This window comes from Ornithinibacillus massiliensis, from assembly GCF_018310345.1.
Lineage (GTDB): Bacteria > Bacillota > Bacilli > Bacillales > Amphibacillaceae > Ornithinibacillus > Ornithinibacillus massiliensis.
In genome coordinates, this window is the sequence record NZ_JAGXBY010000009.1 from 18,204 (window position 1) to 37,064 (window position 18,861).

General features: G+C 36.1%; 19 protein-coding genes and 1 riboswitch. Of the genes, 11 read left to right on the forward strand and 8 right to left on the reverse strand.

Annotated elements, in window-relative coordinates:
* The first annotated feature begins 10 nt into the window (after positions 1-10).
* Positions 11-967: an LLM class flavin-dependent oxidoreductase gene (locus KGF86_RS18150; protein WP_211742642.1), complete on the forward strand. Its 957-nt coding sequence runs from the start codon at positions 11-13 to the stop codon at positions 965-967.
* 327 nt (positions 968-1,294) lie between these two features.
* Here KGF86_RS18150 and KGF86_RS18155 read toward each other — a convergent pair whose 3' ends face one another.
* The gene (locus tag KGF86_RS18155) at positions 1,295-1,435 is read right to left on the reverse strand and encodes a hypothetical protein (RefSeq protein ID WP_186870970.1); all 141 of its coding nucleotides are present in this window, start codon (positions 1,433-1,435) and stop codon (positions 1,295-1,297) included.
* Positions 1,436-1,998: 563 nt separating this feature from the next.
* Here KGF86_RS18155 and KGF86_RS18160 point away from each other — a divergent pair.
* Positions 1,999-3,207: a C40 family peptidase gene (locus KGF86_RS18160; RefSeq protein WP_186870969.1), complete on the forward strand. Its 1,209-nt coding sequence runs from the start codon at positions 1,999-2,001 to the stop codon at positions 3,205-3,207.
* 143 nt (positions 3,208-3,350) lie between these two features.
* Positions 3,351-4,859 carry a BCCT family transporter gene (locus tag KGF86_RS18165; protein WP_186870968.1) on the forward strand — a complete coding sequence of 503 codons (1,509 nt, stop codon included), beginning with the start codon at positions 3,351-3,353 and terminating at the stop codon, positions 4,857-4,859.
* Between the two features lie 3 nt (positions 4,860-4,862).
* Here the strand turns inward: KGF86_RS18165 and KGF86_RS19715 are convergent, their stop codons facing one another.
* Both KGF86_RS19715 and KGF86_RS19720 read right to left on the reverse strand, forming a co-directional pair.
* Positions 4,863-5,108, reverse strand: coding sequence for a YitT family protein (locus KGF86_RS19715; RefSeq protein ID WP_343221482.1), 246 nt, complete (start codon positions 5,106-5,108; stop codon positions 4,863-4,865).
* The gene (locus tag KGF86_RS19720; RefSeq protein ID WP_343221483.1) at positions 5,098-5,445 is read right to left on the reverse strand and encodes a YitT family protein; all 348 of its coding nucleotides are present in this window, start codon (positions 5,443-5,445) and stop codon (positions 5,098-5,100) included. The genes KGF86_RS19715 and KGF86_RS19720 overlap by 11 nt, the downstream gene beginning before the upstream one ends.
* A gap of 283 nt (positions 5,446-5,728) precedes the next feature.
* On the opposite strand from KGF86_RS19720, the gene KGF86_RS18175 reads away from it, so the two are divergent.
* From KGF86_RS18175 to KGF86_RS18205, 7 genes are all read left to right on the forward strand, one after another.
* Positions 5,729-7,045, forward strand: coding sequence for a hemolysin family protein (locus KGF86_RS18175; protein WP_186870966.1), 1,317 nt, complete (start codon positions 5,729-5,731; stop codon positions 7,043-7,045).
* A 407-nt stretch (positions 7,046-7,452) separates the two neighbouring features.
* Positions 7,453-8,397 (forward strand): AAA family ATPase, encoded by a 945-nt coding sequence (locus KGF86_RS18180; RefSeq protein WP_186870965.1) that lies wholly within the window; start codon positions 7,453-7,455, stop codon positions 8,395-8,397.
* The gene (locus KGF86_RS18185) at positions 8,394-9,611 is read left to right on the forward strand and encodes a DUF58 domain-containing protein (RefSeq protein WP_211742643.1); all 1,218 of its coding nucleotides are present in this window, start codon (positions 8,394-8,396) and stop codon (positions 9,609-9,611) included. Before KGF86_RS18180 ends, KGF86_RS18185 begins: the two co-directional genes overlap by 4 nt.
* The gene (locus KGF86_RS18190) at positions 9,601-10,812 is read left to right on the forward strand and encodes a hypothetical protein (RefSeq protein ID WP_211742644.1); all 1,212 of its coding nucleotides are present in this window, start codon (positions 9,601-9,603) and stop codon (positions 10,810-10,812) included. Before KGF86_RS18185 ends, KGF86_RS18190 begins: the two co-directional genes overlap by 11 nt.
* Positions 10,809-12,035 carry a hypothetical protein gene (locus tag KGF86_RS18195; protein WP_186870962.1) on the forward strand — a complete coding sequence of 409 codons (1,227 nt, stop codon included), beginning with the start codon at positions 10,809-10,811 and terminating at the stop codon, positions 12,033-12,035. Before KGF86_RS18190 ends, KGF86_RS18195 begins: the two co-directional genes overlap by 4 nt.
* A gap of 20 nt (positions 12,036-12,055) precedes the next feature.
* Positions 12,056-12,145, forward strand: a riboswitch (guanidine-I (ykkC/yxkD leader).
* Positions 12,146-12,248: 103 nt separating this feature from the next.
* The gene (locus KGF86_RS18200; RefSeq protein WP_343221484.1) at positions 12,249-12,590 is read left to right on the forward strand and encodes a DMT family transporter; all 342 of its coding nucleotides are present in this window, start codon (positions 12,249-12,251) and stop codon (positions 12,588-12,590) included.
* On the forward strand, positions 12,590-12,904 hold the full coding sequence (locus KGF86_RS18205; RefSeq protein ID WP_222619077.1) for a DMT family transporter: 315 nt from the start codon (positions 12,590-12,592) through the stop codon (positions 12,902-12,904). Before KGF86_RS18200 ends, KGF86_RS18205 begins: the two co-directional genes overlap by 1 nt.
* On the opposite strand, the gene crcB is transcribed toward KGF86_RS18205, so the two are convergent.
* From crcB to KGF86_RS18230, 5 genes are read right to left on the reverse strand one after another with little or no spacing between them, the layout of a single operon-like run.
* Positions 12,887-13,243 (reverse strand): fluoride efflux transporter CrcB, encoded by a 357-nt coding sequence (gene crcB / locus KGF86_RS18210; protein WP_186870961.1) that lies wholly within the window; start codon positions 13,241-13,243, stop codon positions 12,887-12,889. The two genes, KGF86_RS18205 and crcB, sit on opposite strands and share 18 nt — an antisense overlap.
* Positions 13,244-13,251: 8 nt before the next feature.
* Positions 13,252-13,632 (reverse strand): fluoride efflux transporter FluC, encoded by a 381-nt coding sequence (locus tag KGF86_RS18215; protein WP_211742645.1) that lies wholly within the window; start codon positions 13,630-13,632, stop codon positions 13,252-13,254.
* Positions 13,617-14,030, reverse strand: coding sequence for a Fur family transcriptional regulator (locus KGF86_RS18220; RefSeq protein WP_186870960.1), 414 nt, complete (start codon positions 14,028-14,030; stop codon positions 13,617-13,619). The genes KGF86_RS18215 and KGF86_RS18220 overlap by 16 nt, the downstream gene beginning before the upstream one ends.
* Positions 14,027-14,875 carry a metal ABC transporter permease gene (locus KGF86_RS18225; protein ID WP_211742646.1) on the reverse strand — a complete coding sequence of 283 codons (849 nt, stop codon included), beginning with the start codon at positions 14,873-14,875 and terminating at the stop codon, positions 14,027-14,029. Before KGF86_RS18225 ends, KGF86_RS18220 begins: the two co-directional genes overlap by 4 nt.
* A gap of 16 nt (positions 14,876-14,891) precedes the next feature.
* A complete protein-coding gene (locus KGF86_RS18230; protein WP_211742647.1) occupies positions 14,892-15,653 on the reverse strand; it encodes a metal ABC transporter ATP-binding protein in 762 nt (253 codons plus the stop codon).
* 796 nt (positions 15,654-16,449) lie between these two features.
* On the opposite strand from KGF86_RS18230, the gene KGF86_RS18235 reads away from it, so the two are divergent.
* Positions 16,450-18,849 carry a 3-hydroxyacyl-CoA dehydrogenase/enoyl-CoA hydratase family protein gene (locus tag KGF86_RS18235; RefSeq protein ID WP_186870957.1) on the forward strand — a complete coding sequence of 800 codons (2,400 nt, stop codon included), beginning with the start codon at positions 16,450-16,452 and terminating at the stop codon, positions 18,847-18,849.
* Positions 18,850-18,861: the final 12 nt, after the last annotated feature.

The window sequence follows — 18,861 nt, forward strand, 5'->3', positions numbered from 1 at the left end:
GGTGAAAAGTATGAAGCTAAGTATACTAGATCAAGCACCAATTGCTCAGGATACAACCCCAAAGGATGCGCTTTTTCAATCAGTACATCTGGCCCAACTTGGTGAACGATTAGGATATCACCGCTACTGGATTGCTGAGCATCATGATCTAAATGGACTAGCATGTCCTGCACCAGAAGTCATGCTTGGAGCTATCGGCATGAACACCGAAAGAATTAGAATTGGAGCAGGGGCTGTGTTACTACCGCACTATAAGCCGTTTAAAGTTGCCGAAGCATTTAATCTGCTTGCTACCCTATATCCCGGTCGTATTGATCTAGGTATTGGACGCTCCCCTGGTGGATCTGCAGAAGCCTCTATTGCATTGTCTGGTAACTTTTTGGAAAATGTTCGTAAAATGCCAGAGGAAATAGATGAGTTGTTACACTTTTTATATCAAAATTTTCCTAAGGACCATATGTTTTCAAAAGTAAAACCAACACCAGTACCAGACTTAGCGCCAGTACCATGGCTTCTAGGTACTAGTGATAAGAGTGCTGTCTTAGCAGCTAAAAAAGGAATGCACTATGCATTTGGTCATTTCATGAGTGATCAGGATGCTGCTCCGATCCTTACTACCTATCGAAATATATTCAAAGAGGAGTATCCTGATAAGGAAGCAAGAATTATAATGGCGGTTTCTATATATTGTGCTAAATCCACAGAGGAAGCAGAGCAACTTGCGTTAGAGAGTTTCTTGTGGGGAAAATCGAAGAAGGTTACGACTGCTTTATCGCAGGAAGAACAAGAAGAATTTCATGAAGCTCGCCAAAAAATGATTATTGGAAATCAAGCAGAAGTTAAAGAGGCATTAATGGAGCTTCAGCAAGTACATATGGTTGATGAATTCATGATTCTAACCAATACTCCAAATTATGAAACAAGAAATAAGTCATATGAGCTTTTAGCAGAAGCGATAATAGACTAGTATATTGATTTTCGTGAAAAATGTTTTCGAGTGACGTTATTTCACGATAATACATAATGAATAGGATTTTCATAACATAAATAAAACCATTAGAAGATAAACCAAATGATAATGATGACGAGTTCATACGAATCCGTACATTGACTAAAGAGGGGACAGTATGGTGACCCTCCCCATAAACAAGACCCACCTCACCACCCGAAGGCTAGGAAGACACTGCGAAGGTCTTTTCTGAGCAGAAGTCGCCCTGGTGCTGTGGGAAAGTGCTAGGAAGACACTGCAACGATAGTCCTTGAGTAGCTAATCTATCTACCAGGAATCGCATATCTACTTCCCGAGTAAAGTCATTTCCAGCCATTTTGGTTTTTCTTCTATTTTCTTCTCGTTTTCTCCAATTTCTTCTGTATGTATCTTTTCATTATCTACTGTTTTATCACCTTGAATGGTAGCGAATACTATTAGATTCAATAACTATTGGTAAGAAATAATAGGCTTTATGGATATTTACGCAATTATTAGATATTTAATTATCGCAGCAGTGTTATTACTATTTGGTTGGCTATTTATTGGAAAAAGGTTCAGTAAGTAAATCGTCATAATATATCAAAGACTAGTATTTTCTGTTTGTGAATATTGTAGTTATATGTCAAAAATAAAAATTTCTCGGGAAATATATAACGAACACGTTAATTTCTTTTATTAACGTGTTCGTGTTTTTTTAGAGAAGATTTGATATATATACTGAAAGTGAAATACGGGGGATAAACGCGACTACAGCAAGTCTTTAACCACATTCACTCTTCATCAAATTAGTACTTCAACTCTCATTTCTTATTTCTATCATTATTACTATTTCCCATCCGTCTTAGTACCTAGTACTATTATTTGAAATCTATTTGTAACATAACAATAATACTTATGAAATTAAGTGATGCTATAATTCTATTTAACTAATACTAGAAATAATAGAGTAGAAAGATACATAAATAGACTTAGTAGACTAGTCGGATGTCTAGAAAGTGAGGAACGAAATGAGAAAGTCTTTCATTACCCTAGCAACAGTAACAGTAGTTGGTTTAACAAGTAGTTTCACCATCAATACTGTTTATGCAGAAACGGACTTACAGAACAAGAAAGCAGAGGTTCAAAACGAGCGCTCAGAAGTTGAAAGTAAATTGTCGAAAGCTGAAGCGGAAGTTGCGGAAGTACTAGTAGAATTAGATGAGCTTAATGAAGAAATTAAGCAAGTTGAAAAGGCATTGGAATCGAACCAGAAGATGATTGATGATACCAATGATAAGGTTAAAACTACTGAAGATGAAATCGCTGAACTAGAAAAAGAAATTGAAAAACGTTCTGAAATTCTAAGTAACCGAATGGTTAACTACCAGAAGAATGGTGGTAATATTGGATTCTTAGATGTGATTTTCGGGTCTCAAAGCTTTACAGATTTTATTAGCCGCGTAACAGCAGTGAATAAAATTACGTCATCAGATCAAGAACTTATTAACCAATTAGAATCAGATAAAGTAAAAGTAGCTGAAAAGCTAGACGAGTTATCTGAGTTACAAACAGAATTAGCTGGTATGCAAGAAACGATTTTAGCTCAAAAAGAACAAAACGATGCTAAAAAGAAAGAACTAAGTAAAAAAGAAAAAAGTATTCAGAAAAAGATTGAAGACTTAGAACTAGAAGCAAGTCAACTAGCATCAATTGAAGCACAAGTAAATCGTGAGATAGCTGCCCAAAGAGCCGCATCTAATCCAGTTGTTGCTTCAAGTGGGAACAACAACTCTACTAAGTCTGACGGTTCATTGACCCAACTAAGTAAGAAAACAGAATCTAAGCAAAGTGCACCTGTTGCAGCAAGTAATGCAGCACAAGTAGCTATTAATGCTGGATATCCTCATTTAGGAACTCCTTATGTATGGGGTGGAAAAGGTCCTGGTGGATTTGATTGTTCAGGATTTGTATCATGGGCTTATGCACAAGCAGGAATTTCACTACCTTCTAGCACTGCCGCAATGCAGTCAGTTGGTACTAAAGTTTCTTACAGTGATGCCCGACCAGGTGACATAGTTTTCTTTGATACATATAAGACTAATGGACACGTAGGAATTTATTTAGGAAATGGTAAATTTATTGGAGCGCAAAATTCAACAGGATTAGCTGTTGCGGATATGTCTTCAGGGTATTGGAAAGATCATTTTGAAGGACATGTACGCCGAGTAGCAAACTAATTAGTATGATAAAAAGGGTCAAACTTTTTATAAAGTTTGACCCTTTTTTAGTTTATAACCATTTTTGTTTCAAGAATAAAATAGCTGGAATGTAGAAGAATAATCCTTATCTAATCAAATCTTTAATTAGGAAAGGATAATTTATGAGAAAGCATTCCTATCATAATCCGGTATTTTATGTGTCAGGATCGATAATATTATTACTTGTCCTATTAGGGGCGTTTTTTCCAAAACGTTTTGGTGAAGTTGCACAAGTATTATTTCGTTTTACGACGATTAATTTTGGTTGGCTTTATTTATTAGTAGTATTTGCTTTCATCTTATTTTTAATCACGTTATCCATCAGTAAATATGGAAAGATCCGATTAGGCCCACAAAATTCCCGCCCTGAATATCCTTTTTTCACTTGGATTGGTATGTTATTCTCAGCTGGATTCGGTTCAGGTTTAGTATTCTGGGGTGTCGCTGAACCGATGTCGCATTTTTTTTTAACGCCATTTCCTGATTTAGGGAGTAAGTCAGAAGAAGCTGCTAGAGTGGCTATGGGATATTCCTTTTTTCATTGGGGGATTAGCCAGTGGTCTGTGTTTGCAGTTGTTGGCTTAATCATTGCTTATAACCAATTTAAAAAAGAAAAAAATGGGCTTATCTCAACAGCTATACGACCAGTTGTTGGGAAGAATAAGATAGTTGGCAATGCAATTGATTCCTTTGCTGTGATTGCAACGGTTATGGGTGTCGCAACATCATTAGGACTCGGTATTCTTCAGATGACAGGTGGAATTTCCAGTACGTTTGGTTTTGCAAATTCCACGTTTCTTCAATTAATTATTGCCCTTGTTATGTTAGTATTATATTTATTATCTTCCAGCACCGGGTTAAATAAGGGGATAAAATGGTTAAGCAATATTAATTTAGGTATTGCCCTGTTACTATTATTGTTTGTTTTCTTTGCAGGTCCAACAGTATTTATATTAAATTCTTTTGTACTTGGTTTAGGAGATTATCTTACCAATTTTATTCAATACAGTCTTCGCTTGACACCATATCAAGGTGGAAGCTGGGTTCGAGACTGGACTATATTTTATTGGGCATGGGCTATTGCATGGTCACCTTTTGTAGGAGCGTTTGTTGCGAGAGTCTCTAGAGGAAGAACCATTCGTGAATTTGTAATTGGGGTGCTTTTTGTACCTCCTGCAATAGCATGTTTATGGGTCGCCACATTTGGTGGTACAGCACTTTATAGTGATTTAAATAATGGTACCAAAATTGCTGAAGCGGTCAATGAAGATGTTGCGGTAGCGCTATTTGAAACTTTTGGGGTGATGCCAGTTTCCATTGTCCTAACAATCCTATCTATTTTGTTAATCTTTACCTTTCTCGTTACTTCTGCTGATTCTGCTACATACATTTTAAGTAGTATGACTTCTAAGGGTAGTTTGAACCCTGCATTATTCGTAAAGATAGTCTGGGGAGTATTAATTACTGCAATTGCCGTTGTGTTGCTAATATCAGGGGGATTAGATGCGCTACAAACAGCATCCTTGATTTCAGCGTTACCGTTTACGATTGTATTAATTTTGATCGTGATTGCTTTTATAAAGCTTCTAAAAGCAAATCAAACAAATAAGAGAGACGGCAAAGAATCTTAGCAGCTACTTATCCTTAGTAGCTGTTTTCTTTGGCTTAAAATAGCTCGTTACGATAAATGTAGTACAACCGCCAACGGTCACTACTATTGCAGAGTAAAAAATCTTTGTTTCTGGAATAACGATAGAACCAAAAAGGATTACCAAACTATCAATCAGTAGAATAATTAGCCCGACATTAATGGTGGTTATATTAGCTACAATTAATGCTAATAAATCAGACCCTCCGGTGCTAATATTATTAATCAACATAAATTCCAATCATTATCCCAGCACAAATACTACTTACCCAAATAGGAGTGGACGAATCCGGTGGGAAAGAGCGGAAGAAGTCAATTAGAAAGGAAGAAACTAATAGTCCGTGTACGCCATTATAAAAGTAATCCCGATTATAATAAAATGCAATGATATAAAGAGGGAAACTTAATATAATAATTGTTAAGCCAGGTGGAAAGTCAAAGGCATATTTCCCAATTAAGCCAAGTCCAATCATTCCCCCATCCAGTAGGTGATGTGGAATAGCAAAAAAGTTAATGCCAATCGCTATAAATAGACTACCAATTATAACTGCTAAAGCTTTCTGAATCAAGTTAAAAACCACCTCATCTTAGCCTTCATCTTATTGTATGAATGACTTGTCCATATGATGAAAAGTCACAATATAATTTTGTAGACTGATTGTTTTATATAGAATATAATTATCCTAGGGAGGTAGGTGATTCTGATGGGAAGGTAAACGTATTGTTTTTTAATTGGAGTCTTGTAGATGAATGGATGTCCCATAGGATGGATCATCTACGAAACAGAACGGAATAATTTAAAGACAAATCAGGAGGTGAAATCCTCCGTATCTAAAGATACGAGGATACTAATTGGATATAGTTAACTTACTTTGGGTTGCTGCATTGATTCTTTTAACCGCATTCTTTGTAGCAACCGAATTTGCCATTGTGAAGGTCCGTTCTAGTCGAATAGACCAATTGATTGAAGAAGGCAGCTCGAGAGCGGTTAGCTTGAAAAAAATCGATGACAATCTGGATGCTTATATTAATGTATGCCAAATTGGGATTACGGTGACGGCATTAGGACTTGGCTGGCTTGGCAAAAGTTCTATAGAAAGAGCCTTTCATCATTTTTTTGAGAATATTGATTCGGCTAGTTTAGCTAGTTTCTTATCATTTATTATTGCCTTTTTCATCGTGCTATTTTTCCGTGTCGTAATCGGCGAATTAGTTCCGAAGGCGATTGCGACGAATAAAGCGGAACCAATTGCTTTATTTGTTGCAAAGCCTTTATTATTAGTCCGATTTATTTTATATCCTATTACGTTCATTTTAAATATCACAGCAAAATTAATAGTTCGTTTATTTGGATTAAAATCTATACAAGAAAACGATGCCCATTCAGAGGAAGAGCTACGGTTAATCCTTTCTGAAAGCTACAAAAATGGTGAGATTAATAAAGCTGAAATGATGTACGTGAACAATATTTTCGAATTTGATGAACGTGTTGCTAGAGAGATTATGGTTCCACGTACAGAAATGGTGTGCTTTTTTAAAGAAGATAGCTATGAAACCAATATCAATGTTATCCGTGATGGTCAATACACACGTTATCCTGTAGCGGATGGGGATAAAGACCATATTATAGGATTAATAAATATAAAAGAATTATTTACTGGTCATATTACAAGTGAAAAAGAATCTATTGAACCACATATTCGTCCAATTCTTCATGTGTCGGAATCTACACCGATTAAGCAAGCTTTGTTAAGAATGCAAAAGGAACGAATTCATATGGCGATAGTTGTGGATGAGTATGGTGGTACTGCTGGTTTAATCACGGTTGAAGATATTCTAGAAGAAATTGTTGGTGAAATTCGTGATGAATTTGATGCAAACGAAACACCGATGATTGAAGAACAAGAAGATGGATCCATCCTAGTAGATGGTAAAGTGTTATTATATGAAATTAATGAGTACTTTGATTTTGACTTAGATGAAAATGAAGTAGATACCATTGCCGGTTGGATTATCAATCATACAGTTGAACCAAGTGTAGGTTCGACGGTGGGGCATGAAGGTTACCGATTTATCGTGGAAGAAATTGACGGGTATCAAGTGAAGAAAATACGCATCATTCGACCTGAAGAATCAAAAGTTAATACGGAAGATGATGCTGAGGAATAGAAGATATGGAATGCACTGTGAGGTTAATCACAGTGTATTTTTTATCCGAAATCAATTCTGTCGTGTGAAATTTTCCAGGTCGCGCAGGTTGCTACTATTTCGCACGGGCACTCTTATTTTTCGCGCGAGCTTGCTTCTATCGCGCGATTTTTCTTCCGGGACGCGCGAGTTACTACTTCTGTCGCGCGAAATTTTTCCAAGTCGCGCGATTTTCCCCCTATCTCGCGCGAAATTTATCTACTGTTATAGGACCAATCTTTCGTAGTAACAAGTTAAATGGGGAAACTCTGAGTAACTTTATCTATAAAAGGATTGGAATATTCCCAACTATCATGTAAAAAATTAGTAAAAGATGTTATAATAACATTAATTATCTAATAATTATAATTTTTAGGGGGATTTAGAGAATGGAGAATATAAATTCAGCAAAAGAAACATTAAATCGTGTTATCTATGGTAAAGAAGATGTGGTAGATCTGTTATTTACTGCTTTATTTGCTGGGGGGCATGTTTTATTAGAAAGTGTTCCTGGAACAGGTAAAACGAAGCTTGCGAAAAGCTTTGCAAAGGTAATGGATGGTCAGTTTAGTCGTGTCCAGTTTACTCCAGATGTATTACCAAGTGATGTTACGGGTATTCGCTTCTTCAACCCAAAAACACAAGAATTTGAATTACGGGTAGGACCCGTAGTATCTAACGTATTACTCGCCGATGAGATTAACCGCGCTACTCCGAAAACCCAATCTAGTTTATTAGAGGTAATGGAAGAGTACCAATCTACTATTGATGGTGAAACAATAAAAATTGAACCTCCATTTATCGTAATCGCTACGCAGAACCCGGTAGAAAGTAACTATGGAACATTTCCGTTACCAGAAGCACAGTTGGACCGCTTTCTATTTAAAGTAGACATAGGATATCCAACAAAAGAGGAAGAAAAGGAAATCTTGTCCACCTATCGTACAAACGACCCATATGACGCTATTCATGCTGTATTATCACTAGAAGAAATCCGCACGATCCAACAAGAAATTAAACAAATCATGATTTCAGAAGTAGTAAATGATTATTTACTAGATTTAGTGCATGCTTCTAGAAATCATCATGAAGTGGAGTTGGGAATTTCTCCGCGTGGAATGCTTGCGTTGATGCGTGCAAGCCAAGCTCGTGCTTATTTGCAAGGAAGAGAATATGTAACACCTAATGATATTAAGACGCTTATCCCATATGTATTTGAACATCGTCTAATATTAACAATGGAAGGCTCCATTAAAAAGACTGCAGAACAAGTAGTAAAAGAAATATTAGAAGCAGTTCCAGTACCAGTTGAAGAAGGGGCAGTTTCACAATGAGATGGAGGAAGGAAGCGGGAACAGGGGATTCCCGAAGCTTTGAGTATATTCTTCTAGCCATATTGGTGTTCTTTATTATCGGTGTTATCTTCCGTTCTGCAGTAGTGTTTATTGCTGTTGGTATTTTTGCAGCTTATTTAATAGGTTATAAGATTTATGATAAAAGCATTGTAAGAAGTTTAAACTTAAAGAATAATACAAGAACGATTAAGCTATTCCCTGGAGAAGAAGAAAGCTTTACATTTGAGATAGAGAATAGATCTATGTTTCCACTTATCAATGGGGAATTTTCTTTTCAAATTGGATCAGCTATTAAAGCATATACGATAGCGAAAAAAGATGAGGATTATTGGAAAGAGTTACAACTACCACTTTCCATTCTTCAGAAGAAGAAAACCGTATTAGAGTTTCCTATTCGAGCAGAGCAACGAGGTGTAGCTAGAGTAAAAAATATTACATATGATTTTCCACACTTGCTCAATTTCAGTAGACTTCGATTACGTTATTATAATTTTTATCAGACGGAATTTATAGTGTATCCGAAATTACTTCCAGTCAATGGGATAAACGCCGTATTTCATATGATGCCTGGAGATAGCAGATTAAATTATTCTCCATATGAGGATGTACAAAGTCCATTAGGAACACGTGATTATAGTTACAGTGACCCATTTCACAAAATAAATTGGAAAGCTACTGTAAAAACGCAAAAAATGCAGACAAATATTTATGAAAAGGTAGTGGATCGGACGTTTGTATTTATTGTTAACCTAAGTACGGAAAACGATAAAAATATGGTGAGTTTTAATAAAAATTTAGAAAATCTATTATCCTATACAGCGTATTTAAGTGAATATGCGACAAAAATGCGTATCCCATTTGAAATTTATATTAACGCTAGAAAGCCTGGTAAGATTCCATATGTTCACTTACATGAAGGAGAAGGAAAAACACACTATATGTATGCCTTAGAGATGTTAGCGCGAATACATAAGCAGGCTCCTATCTTACCATTTAATAAAATGATGTTTCAGGTTGGAAAACAATTTATAAAGCCGAAGACCATCATTTTCATCGGTGACCTTACAGGTGGTTCCATGGAAATGATGAGTTCATGGAAACAAGTGCAAAATAGTATCTATCAGGTAGTAGCAGGAGAAGGAGGCGCTGCTATTCGGCCAGTGGCAAGGGAGGCAATCAAAAATGCAACATAACCACCCACTTATTGCCTATGCTTATCACTTTATGTGTGAAGCGATACTCATCTTTATGATTTTCTTGCCAGTACTTTATCATCGGTATTTTTTTGTTCCATATTGGAGTTATTTAGGGATTATCACGTTAATCTGCCTACTTTTTACGCTTCTTACATGGAAGAAAGCAAATAGGGTTATTTATTTTCTGATGGTACCTATTGTTTTTATCGCATTTTATCTATTAGACTACCCATTCTTGATTAGTATTTTCTTTAGTGTTTTACTTGTATGGAGTTATGTATTTATTAGAATGCAACAAGTAGTAAAGAGAGAGTCGCTATATATATTATTGACTGTGATTGCTACTATTTATGTAAGTATATTTGTTCATGACAGTGAAATGATGATATATCCATTTTTACAATTTGTTTTGTTGTTTTTGGGGTATATTTCTAGTCATTTGGTACATGTTGGAAAAAATGATAGAAAGGATATAGATCGAAAAATACCGTTCTACTTTCTTTGTCTACTAGCTGGTGGTGCAGTGTTATCTTTTGTTGCATATCCTGCTCTTAGCTATATGACAGTTGCAATCTGGACTGGCATAATAAACTTAGTGGGAGGTACGATTCTTGGTTTCTCTAACTTACTAAGCTTTTGGCAAGTGGAAAAGCGAGGATGGCCAGAGCAGTCATCAGAAGAAGCCAAACTTAATGCGGAATTTGAAAACAGGCTGCCAGAGTATAATGTAATAGAAGAAATTACAGGGTTAGTTGTTTTAGCAGTCGGGTTACTATTAATTATTGTCCTCGTGTTAGTTATAGTGATGATATTAAAGAATCAAGTGAAGAAGCGTTTAGAAAAATCGCTAGTTGACCTTAGAAAACCACAAAGTCCGATTCAAATCCATCGAGAGGAATCACAAGAAGAAAGCATTCGAATATCGTTATTTAATCGAAAAAAACCGTTACCTGATAATCCTATTAGGAAGATGGTCTTACAATTTGAAAAAAAAGCTGTTAAATATAACAAGGGTAGAGAACCGTACGAGACCGTTGAGGATTGGTTTCATCGTGTCGGGATAGATGCTAATTTTAATATATATCAACGGGTTCGCTATGGAAACCAGCAAGTAAATGAAGAGGACCAACAGATATTAAAGAAGCAATTAAAGATGGTGGAAGATGTTCTATTTGATAAAAAATCGTTACGGAGATGACAACATTGCACTTAAAACAGTTTTATGTAACCTATGCATACCATTTTATGAGTGAGGCAATCATCATATATTTAGTTTTATTACCATTCTCTTACTCTTATTATGAGAATGTTTCGATGTGGAGCTATCTAGGAATTACTATAGGGGCTGCCTTGGTGTATTCTTTCATCTCTAAATATATAACAAATTATGCACCATATTTGATTTCATTACCATTTCTACTCCTACTATTTTACTTCGTTGGTTATCCCTTACTATTAAGTATCATATTTTCAGGATTATTCGTATGGCGGTATATTGCCATTCGAAGTAATGCATTTATTGGAAATGAAGCAACTTACGTCGGAGCGACCATTTTGCTTAGCTTGCTTGGATTATTTATTACACGTAATTTTGAAGTAATTAATTTCCTTATTGTCCAGATTGCTATTGTTCTATTAGGCTATATTCTAAGTCATTTATTCGTTATCGAAATGGAAAAACGAAGAGCAATAAATCGTTCAGAGTGGTTTAAATGGGGAAGTTTTTTTGCTATCGTAATTGGAGCTGTTTATATGCTATCAGACTTTGTGACAACGATGACAGCAAGTCTATGGAGTGGATTAGGTAATGTATTAACTATATTGGTAGGGGGGATAGCTCGCTTTTTTGAATTCCTTGGATTAAGTGCTTTCTTTAATAAAGGAATTAGTGAAATGGAACCTATTGAAATAGGTGGTTTTGAAAAAGAAGAAGCGGGGGAAATGCCTGTTTTCGAACAGCGTGAAGGTATTAGTATGGATGTTATCATGTTTGGCTTGCTGGGAATTATTATCATTGCCTTTGTCATTATCTTATATAAAGCAATTAAGGAAAGAGCAAAAGATGTGGAGCATGATGAAGCTTTGGGATTTGAAATTAGAGAGGAAGAATTAGCTAGTTATAAGAGTAGTAGTAATAAAGGAAAAGGGAGAAAAGCAAAAAAACCAAGTAACCCAATTAGAAGATTAGTTTATGATTTTGAAAAGAAAGCAGCTAAATTAGACCTTGCAAGGCTACATCATGAGTCCATCGAGAATTGGTTTCATCGTATAGGTCTAGAAGCGGATCTACAAGTTTACCAAAAGGTTCGATACGGGGACTTGAACACTTCAGCCGAAGAAGAACAAGAATTAAGAGATACGTTAAAGCAATTTGCGCAGTATTTAGAAACGCACAAGGAAAATGAACTAGAAAAAGAATGATAAATATGGCATAATATAAATAGAAAGTTTTCTAGGGTTCCGCCAAATTAGGGTCTGGTCCGAGAGAAAACGCACGAAAGTGTACACGGAGGGACAAAAGCCCGGGAGGATATCGATGATATCTTCACCGGGCTTTTTTTATATGGTGTAGTAACAAATAAGCAATGGATGTCTTACAAGCATTCTTGTGCTTTTCTTAAGGGGATGATAATAGTGAATAAGTATTGGAATTTAGTATGGCTAGGTGTGATATTTGAGATTGGTTGGGTTGTCGGCTTAAAGCATGCCGATACAGCGTTAACATGGGGATTAACAATCATAGCTATTTACATTAGTATGCATGCACTAGTAGTCGCATCGAGTAAATTACCGACCGGTACTACTTATGCTGTATTTACAGGAATGGGAACGGCGGGAACCGTATGTGTTGAAATGGTTGTATTTGGGGAACCTTTTCAGCTCATAAAGGTAGGATTAATTGCTTTACTATTAGTTGGTGTTATTGGCTTAAAAGTAGTCACAAAGCCAGTTGATAAGGAAGGGGAGCAATCATAATGGAATGGATATATCTTGTCATTGCAGGTGTTGGAGAAGTAGTTGGTGTTACCGGGATTAGCCAAGTCAATAAGAAGAAAAGTGTTGCTAGTTTTTCGTTATTGATTGGTGGTTTTTCCTTAAGCTTTGTCCTTTTAGCTATCGCTATGCAATCGATTTCTATGGGGACAGCATATGCCGTTTGGACCGGTATCGGTACTGTTGGTAGTGTTTTAGTTGGGATGATTTTTTATCATGAATCAAAGGATTACTTACGGATCCTATTTATTTGTATGGTACTTACTGCAGCAGTTGGATTAAAGCTGATATCCTAGCACAAATAGTGTGATGAAAACAGCTAAAATAGTAATCAGTAAGGAAGTCAAACTATACGCTACGGCTGTTTTGTAGTTCTTTGAAAGTAGTAATTGAATGACTTCATTTCCAAATGTTGAGAAGGTCGTATAGGCACCACAAAAGCCTATGCCTAGTAATGACCATAGAGCTTCCGTTAAAACATGAATAGAATAAAAATAAATCGTGATCGCTAGTAAAATGGAACCGGTAATATTAGCGATCCAGGTACCAATCAATCGTTTATTCAGTTTCTGAGAAATATAAAAACGGAGGATGCTACCAATAAATCCTCCTAAACAAATAAACATGATATTCATATAGATTCCTACCTTTTAACATGAGCAACACGATATCCGATATAACAACATAGTAAGCCACCGCCTACGCTACATAGTACATAGGTAATAGCGAGTAAATAGCTTTGATAAACTAGTTGGATTGTTTCTACTGCAAAAGTAGAAAAGGTGGTAAAAGCACCAATTAATCCAGTGCTAAGTCCTGTGAATACAATAGTTGACAGTCTACTTTTCATGAATGCATTGTGAAGTAGATAGCTTAGAAAGAAGCAGCCAATTAAATTGGCCAGTAAGGTGCCAAAAGGGAATAGATAGGCACTAGTAAATAGCACTGAAACCATATACCTACCTAAAGCACCGAGCATGCCACCAATGCCTACAGCAAGATAAAGCTTTATACGGTTTGGCATTCTGGGCATAACCCGTAAATCTCAAATTTATGGTCTTCAATTTCGTAGTTAGATAGGGATCTTCTAACATCATCCATTGGACATACTTCAATCTCTTTTGTCTTCCCACAATCCTTGCAAATAAAGTGGTGATGATGGTGACTAGCACATTTCATACGAAAATGCTTCTCACCATTTAATTCTGTTACTTCTAATATACCAACTTCATTATACAAGTGCAGATTACGATAAATTGTATCAAAGCTAATACCTTCATATGTTTCTTCTAAATGCTGAATCAGCTCTTTCGCTGTACGATAGCCATCTGCATTTTCAAAGTAGGTTAAAATATCTTTTCTTTTTCCAGTAGTTTTATAGCCTTTTTCCTTTAATAATTCAATTGCTTCCGAGGTATTCATTGCTTAGCCCCCATTTTTGATTCTTGTAGTCGTTTATAGGCGATGCTTAATAGTAATATTATAATCGCTACCATAACAATGGTACCACCAGGTGGGATATTTAAATAATAACCAGAGATTAATCCTATCATAACAGCTAATTCACCAAATGCAATAGCTAAAAACATCATTTGTTTAAAACCTTTTGCAATGCGCATGCTAGCAGCAACTGGTAAAGTCATTAAAGCAGATACTAATAATACACCTACAATTTGAATGGAACCAGCAATTACTAGAGCAGTTAAGATTATAAATAATAGATGTATTTGTTTCGAGTGAATTCCAGAAACCTTAGAATGTTCTTCGTCAAAGGATAGGGTAAATAGTTCTTTGTAAAAGATTGTAATAATAAATAATACAAAGACAGTAATAATTAAAATCGTAAAAAAGTCTGATTTACTAACAGCTGATGCAGAACCAAAGAGGTAATTCATCAGTTCCGTATTAAAACCGTCCGCTAATGCAATAAATATTACACTTAATCCTACTCCCCCAGAGAGGATAATTGGTATTGCGATTTCTTGATATGCTTTATAGACACTGCGTAATTTTTCTATGAAAATAGAACCAAGAACGGAAAAAAGTAACCCACCATATAATGGTGGTAGCATGTAAAATGCAAATTTCTTTTCTATAAATAGAGAAAAAGCAATTCCTGATAATGTAACATGGGATAAAGCATCTGCAATCAATGATAGCCTTCTAACAACAATGAAGGTTCCTAGAAGTGGTGCAATAATTCCAATCAAAATCCCAGTTAAAAAAGTTTGTCTTAAAAAATCATATGTCATTAAATCTGCTATCATTAGTTCTCCTCCAACATTAATGGTCGTGTGAGACGATACTCACCGGGTGACCATACAGTTTTGACATCTCTTTATCTGTTAAGTTTGCATATTCTTCTGGCTTACCATGGAAATGAAGGGTCTTATTTAAGCATACAATATCAGTCGCATACTTAGTCATTGTCCCGGTATCATGTGTTACAAGGAGCAATGTAATTCCCTTCGTTTGATTCAACTCATGTAATAATTCGTAGAAGCGTTGAACATTCTCTGAGTCGATTCCCACTGTAGGCTCATCTAATATTAGTAGTTCAGGCTCGCTCACTAATGCACGGGCTATGAAAATTCGCTGCTGCTGACCACCTGATAAATTCCCGATATTTTGATGAGTGTATTCACTCATCCCAACTGCCTCAATAGCAGCCAAGATTTTTTCTTTATCTTTCTGTTTAAAAAATTTAAAGTAACCAACCTTACCTGTTAGTCCTGTCGAAACGACTTCATATACCGTTGCAGGGAAGCCTTTATTAAAGGAATTGGATTTTTGAGAAACGAAACCAATTTTACTCCATTCTTTAAATTCTTCCATTGGCTTGTCAAACAGGGTTACAGTTCCACGGTCAGGCTTTGTAATCCCTAGTATAATTTTAATAAGTGTTGTCTTTCCTCCGCCATTTGGGCCAAGCAGGCCAACAAAAGCTCCCTTAGGTAGCTCGAAATTGACATCTTGAAGTATGGCGGTTCTTTTTTCATAGGAATGACTAATATTCTTTAATGAAATAATGGAATGATTACTCATATATTAAGCGTCCTTTCATTGACTTGCTTTATGATAATACTGATAGAATAGGAAATAATCCTTGTTACTATGAGTATTTTTTGTTCGCGATTCGATAGGTTTAGTACTCAACACCAAGATAGTTTTGGATAGTCTTACATACTATACTCGACTAGGTCTACTCAAATATGATATATTGTACACCACTTACTAGTGCTTGTGTATTAATAAATCTCTCTGAAGGCAATACTCATGCTGACGATACATTATAGGGTTTACATTCTAATACGAGTTGCTCAGTAAACTATTCCGTATCCATTCCTAATCTGTAGGAATGGACTATGATTATTGCAACTATCACTATAAAACCTTCGAATACTTATTTTCATATAAATAAACCTTCTAGCACGAGCTAAATCGGTCTTTTGTTTTGGTCATTAGTTGCATGCGTATTGATGTTTGAAATAATTTAAAAGATTAATTTGCTAGTGTGAATTACTATAGTAATATGCTCTGATTTAAAACCTTATCCTGTAGTAAATATATCATATCGTAACAAATGTCATTTTGTAAATAGGAATGATTACGATTAATGAATTTGTATCTTTTTTGTAATGTACCACGAACTCCGCTAACCTATTCGAATTACTAGTCAAGGATGTGGGGAAGTCTTAGAAAAAATTATGGAATTCTTGAATTGGTTATTGCGAAATATCAGAATTTATTTTATAGTTAGTATAGATGGATAGGAGACTGTCCTTAATTTTTTACCATAAAATGAATGAGTATTCATTCAAATGTGATTGGGGGACAAAATATGAAGCGAACAATCAAGCGTGCTGCTGTCTTAGGCTCAGGTGTTATGGGGTCCGGAATTGCTGCTCACTTAGCCAATATTGGTATTCCAACTTTAATGCTTGATATAGTACCAAGAGCATTAACGAAGGAAGAAGAGCAAAAAGGACTTACGCTGGAGAATAAGTCTGTGCGGAACCGAATAGCAGCTGAAAGTAAACAGGCGTTATTAAAACAAAAACCATCACCTATCACATCCAAATCAAGCTTAGACCTAATTGAAATCGGCAACATGGATGATGATATGGAAAAATTAAGCGATGTGGATTGGGTAATTGAAGTAGTAGTGGAAAGGCTTGATATTAAGAAGCAAGTATTTGAAAAGGTGGATCAGTATCGAAGGAAAGGCTCTATTGTTAGTTCTAATACGTCCGGAATATCTGTAGAAGGAATGGTAGAAGGACGTTCAGAAGATTTTCAAAAGCATTTTCTTGGTACACACTTCTTTAATCCACCAAGATATTTAAAGTTGCTAGAGGTGATTCCTACCCAATATACCGATCCAGAAGTACTTCACTTTATGAAGCAATTTGGTGAAGATGTATTAGGAAAAGGTGTCGTAGAAGCTAAGGACACACCAAACTTTATTGCTAACCGAATTGGAACGTATGGATTGTTAGTAACAGTGAGAGAAATGCTTAAAGGGTCTTATAGTGTAGGTGAAATAGACTCAATAACAGGACCGTTAATTGGACGACCTAAAAGTGCTACATTCCGAACACTAGATGTAGTAGGATTAGATACTTTCGTACATGTTGCTCGTAATGTCTATGAGCAAGTAGAAGGTGCAGAGAAAGACGTATTTGATATTCCAGAATTTATGTTAAAGATGCAAGAAAACGGTTGGTTAGGAGCTAAGCGTGGCCAAGGATTTTTCTTAAAGAAAAAAGCAAAAGATGGAAGTGTTATTTATGAGTTAAATCCTGAAACACTGGAATATGAAGAACGTAAGAAATTGAAAACTCCTGCTGTAGAACTGGCAAAGCAGGCAAAAGGATCTCGCAACAAATTGAAAGCGCTTGTATCCGCAAAAGGTGACCGTGCCGGTGACTTGATTTGGAATATTTTAAAGCCGTCATTAATTTACTCCGCTGAGCTCGTAGGAGAGATTGCCGATGATATTGTCGCAATTGATCAAGCGATGAAGTGGGGATTCGGATGGGAATTAGGACCATTTGAAGTTTGGGATGCGATCGGTTTACGATCTTCTGTCGAACGTATGAAGGAAGAAGGCGAAACCGTACCGAATTGGGTGTTAGAACTACTGGAGGCTGGAAATGATTCCTTCTATAAATATGATAATGGAAATGTTTATTACTTTGAAAAAGGTGAATATAAACAACAACAAATTAATCCAAAAGAAATTAACATTAAACGCTTAAAAGATGTTAATGGTGTCATAAAGAAAAACTCAGGAGCAAGCTTAATTGATATCGGAGATGGTGTTGCTTTACTAGAATTCCATTCGAAAAGTAATGCAATTGGCTTTGATACAATTCAAATGGTAAATTACGCAATTGAAGAAGTAAATAAAAACTATAAAGGTCTTGTCATTGGGAACCAAGGAAAGAACTTTAGTGTAGGTGCTAATTTAGCTTTAATGCTAATGGAAGCACAAGATGATAACTTCTTTGAGTTGGATATGGTTGTGAAAATGTTCCAGGACATGGGAACTACGATCAAGTATTCTAACAAGCCGGTAGTCGCAGCACCATTTAATATGACGCTTGGTGGCGGGGCTGAAATTTCTCTACCAGCAGCAGCTCTTCAAGCATCAGCAGAAACCTATATTGGACTGGTGGAGTTTGGTGTCGGGTTAATCCCTGGTGGAGGAGGAACGAAGGAACTTTACTTAAAGCAGCTTCGTAATCTTCCAAAAGGTATTGATTTTGACTTAACGAAGGTTGCCAATGATGTGTTTGAAAAAGTAGCGATGGCAAAAGTATCAACTTCAGCTGATGAAGCGAGGGAAATCGGCTTCTTAGACCGAAATGATCGAATTAGCGTTAATCCAGATCATTTAATCTATGATGCAAAGCAACGTGTACTTGAATTAGCGAATGGCGGCTACCAGGCACCTAAACGTGAAAAAATTCCGGTTGTAGGGGATGCGGGTTATGCTGCCATGGTACTAGGGGCTAAAACATTACAATTCGGTGGCTATGCATCTGAACATGATGTGAAGATTGCTGAAAGGTTAGCATATGTTTTATCCGGTGGAAGGATTAAAGAGGGGACATTAATTGATGAACAAGTAATGCTTGATTTAGAGCGTGAAGCATTCTTGAGCTTAATTGCAGAGCCGAAAACACAAGCACGTATGCAACACATGCTATTAAAAGGAAAACCATTAAGGAATTAGATAGGGGGAAGT

Excerpts from the sequence above, each read along its gene's own strand:
- KGF86_RS18150 (WP_211742642.1), top strand. The coding sequence starts at position 11 with ATGAAGCTAAGTATACTAGATCAAGCACCAATTGCTCAGGATACAACC.
- KGF86_RS18160 (WP_186870969.1), top strand. The coding sequence starts at position 1,999 with ATGAGAAAGTCTTTCATTACCCTAGCAACAGTAACAGTAGTTGGTTTA.
- KGF86_RS18165 (WP_186870968.1), top strand. The coding sequence starts at position 3,351 with ATGAGAAAGCATTCCTATCATAATCCGGTATTTTATGTGTCAGGATCG.
- KGF86_RS19715 (WP_343221482.1), bottom strand. The coding sequence starts at position 5,108 with ATGTTGATTAATAATATTAGCACCGGAGGGTCTGATTTATTAGCATTA.
- KGF86_RS18180 (WP_186870965.1), top strand. The coding sequence starts at position 7,453 with ATGGAGAATATAAATTCAGCAAAAGAAACATTAAATCGTGTTATCTAT.
- KGF86_RS18185 (WP_211742643.1), top strand. The coding sequence starts at position 8,394 with ATGAGATGGAGGAAGGAAGCGGGAACAGGGGATTCCCGAAGCTTTGAG.
- KGF86_RS18190 (WP_211742644.1), top strand. The coding sequence starts at position 9,601 with ATGCAACATAACCACCCACTTATTGCCTATGCTTATCACTTTATGTGT.
- KGF86_RS18195 (WP_186870962.1), top strand. The coding sequence starts at position 10,809 with ATGACAACATTGCACTTAAAACAGTTTTATGTAACCTATGCATACCAT.
- KGF86_RS18205 (WP_222619077.1), top strand. The coding sequence starts at position 12,590 with ATGGAATGGATATATCTTGTCATTGCAGGTGTTGGAGAAGTAGTTGGT.
- crcB (WP_186870961.1), bottom strand. The coding sequence starts at position 13,243 with ATGAATATCATGTTTATTTGTTTAGGAGGATTTATTGGTAGCATCCTC.
- KGF86_RS18215 (WP_211742645.1), bottom strand. The coding sequence starts at position 13,632 with ATGCCAAACCGTATAAAGCTTTATCTTGCTGTAGGCATTGGTGGCATG.
- KGF86_RS18220 (WP_186870960.1), bottom strand. The coding sequence starts at position 14,030 with ATGAATACCTCGGAAGCAATTGAATTATTAAAGGAAAAAGGCTATAAA.
- KGF86_RS18225 (WP_211742646.1), bottom strand. The coding sequence starts at position 14,875 with ATGATAGCAGATTTAATGACATATGATTTTTTAAGACAAACTTTTTTA.
- KGF86_RS18230 (WP_211742647.1), bottom strand. The coding sequence starts at position 15,653 with ATGAGTAATCATTCCATTATTTCATTAAAGAATATTAGTCATTCCTAT.
- KGF86_RS18235 (WP_186870957.1), top strand. The coding sequence starts at position 16,450 with ATGAAGCGAACAATCAAGCGTGCTGCTGTCTTAGGCTCAGGTGTTATG.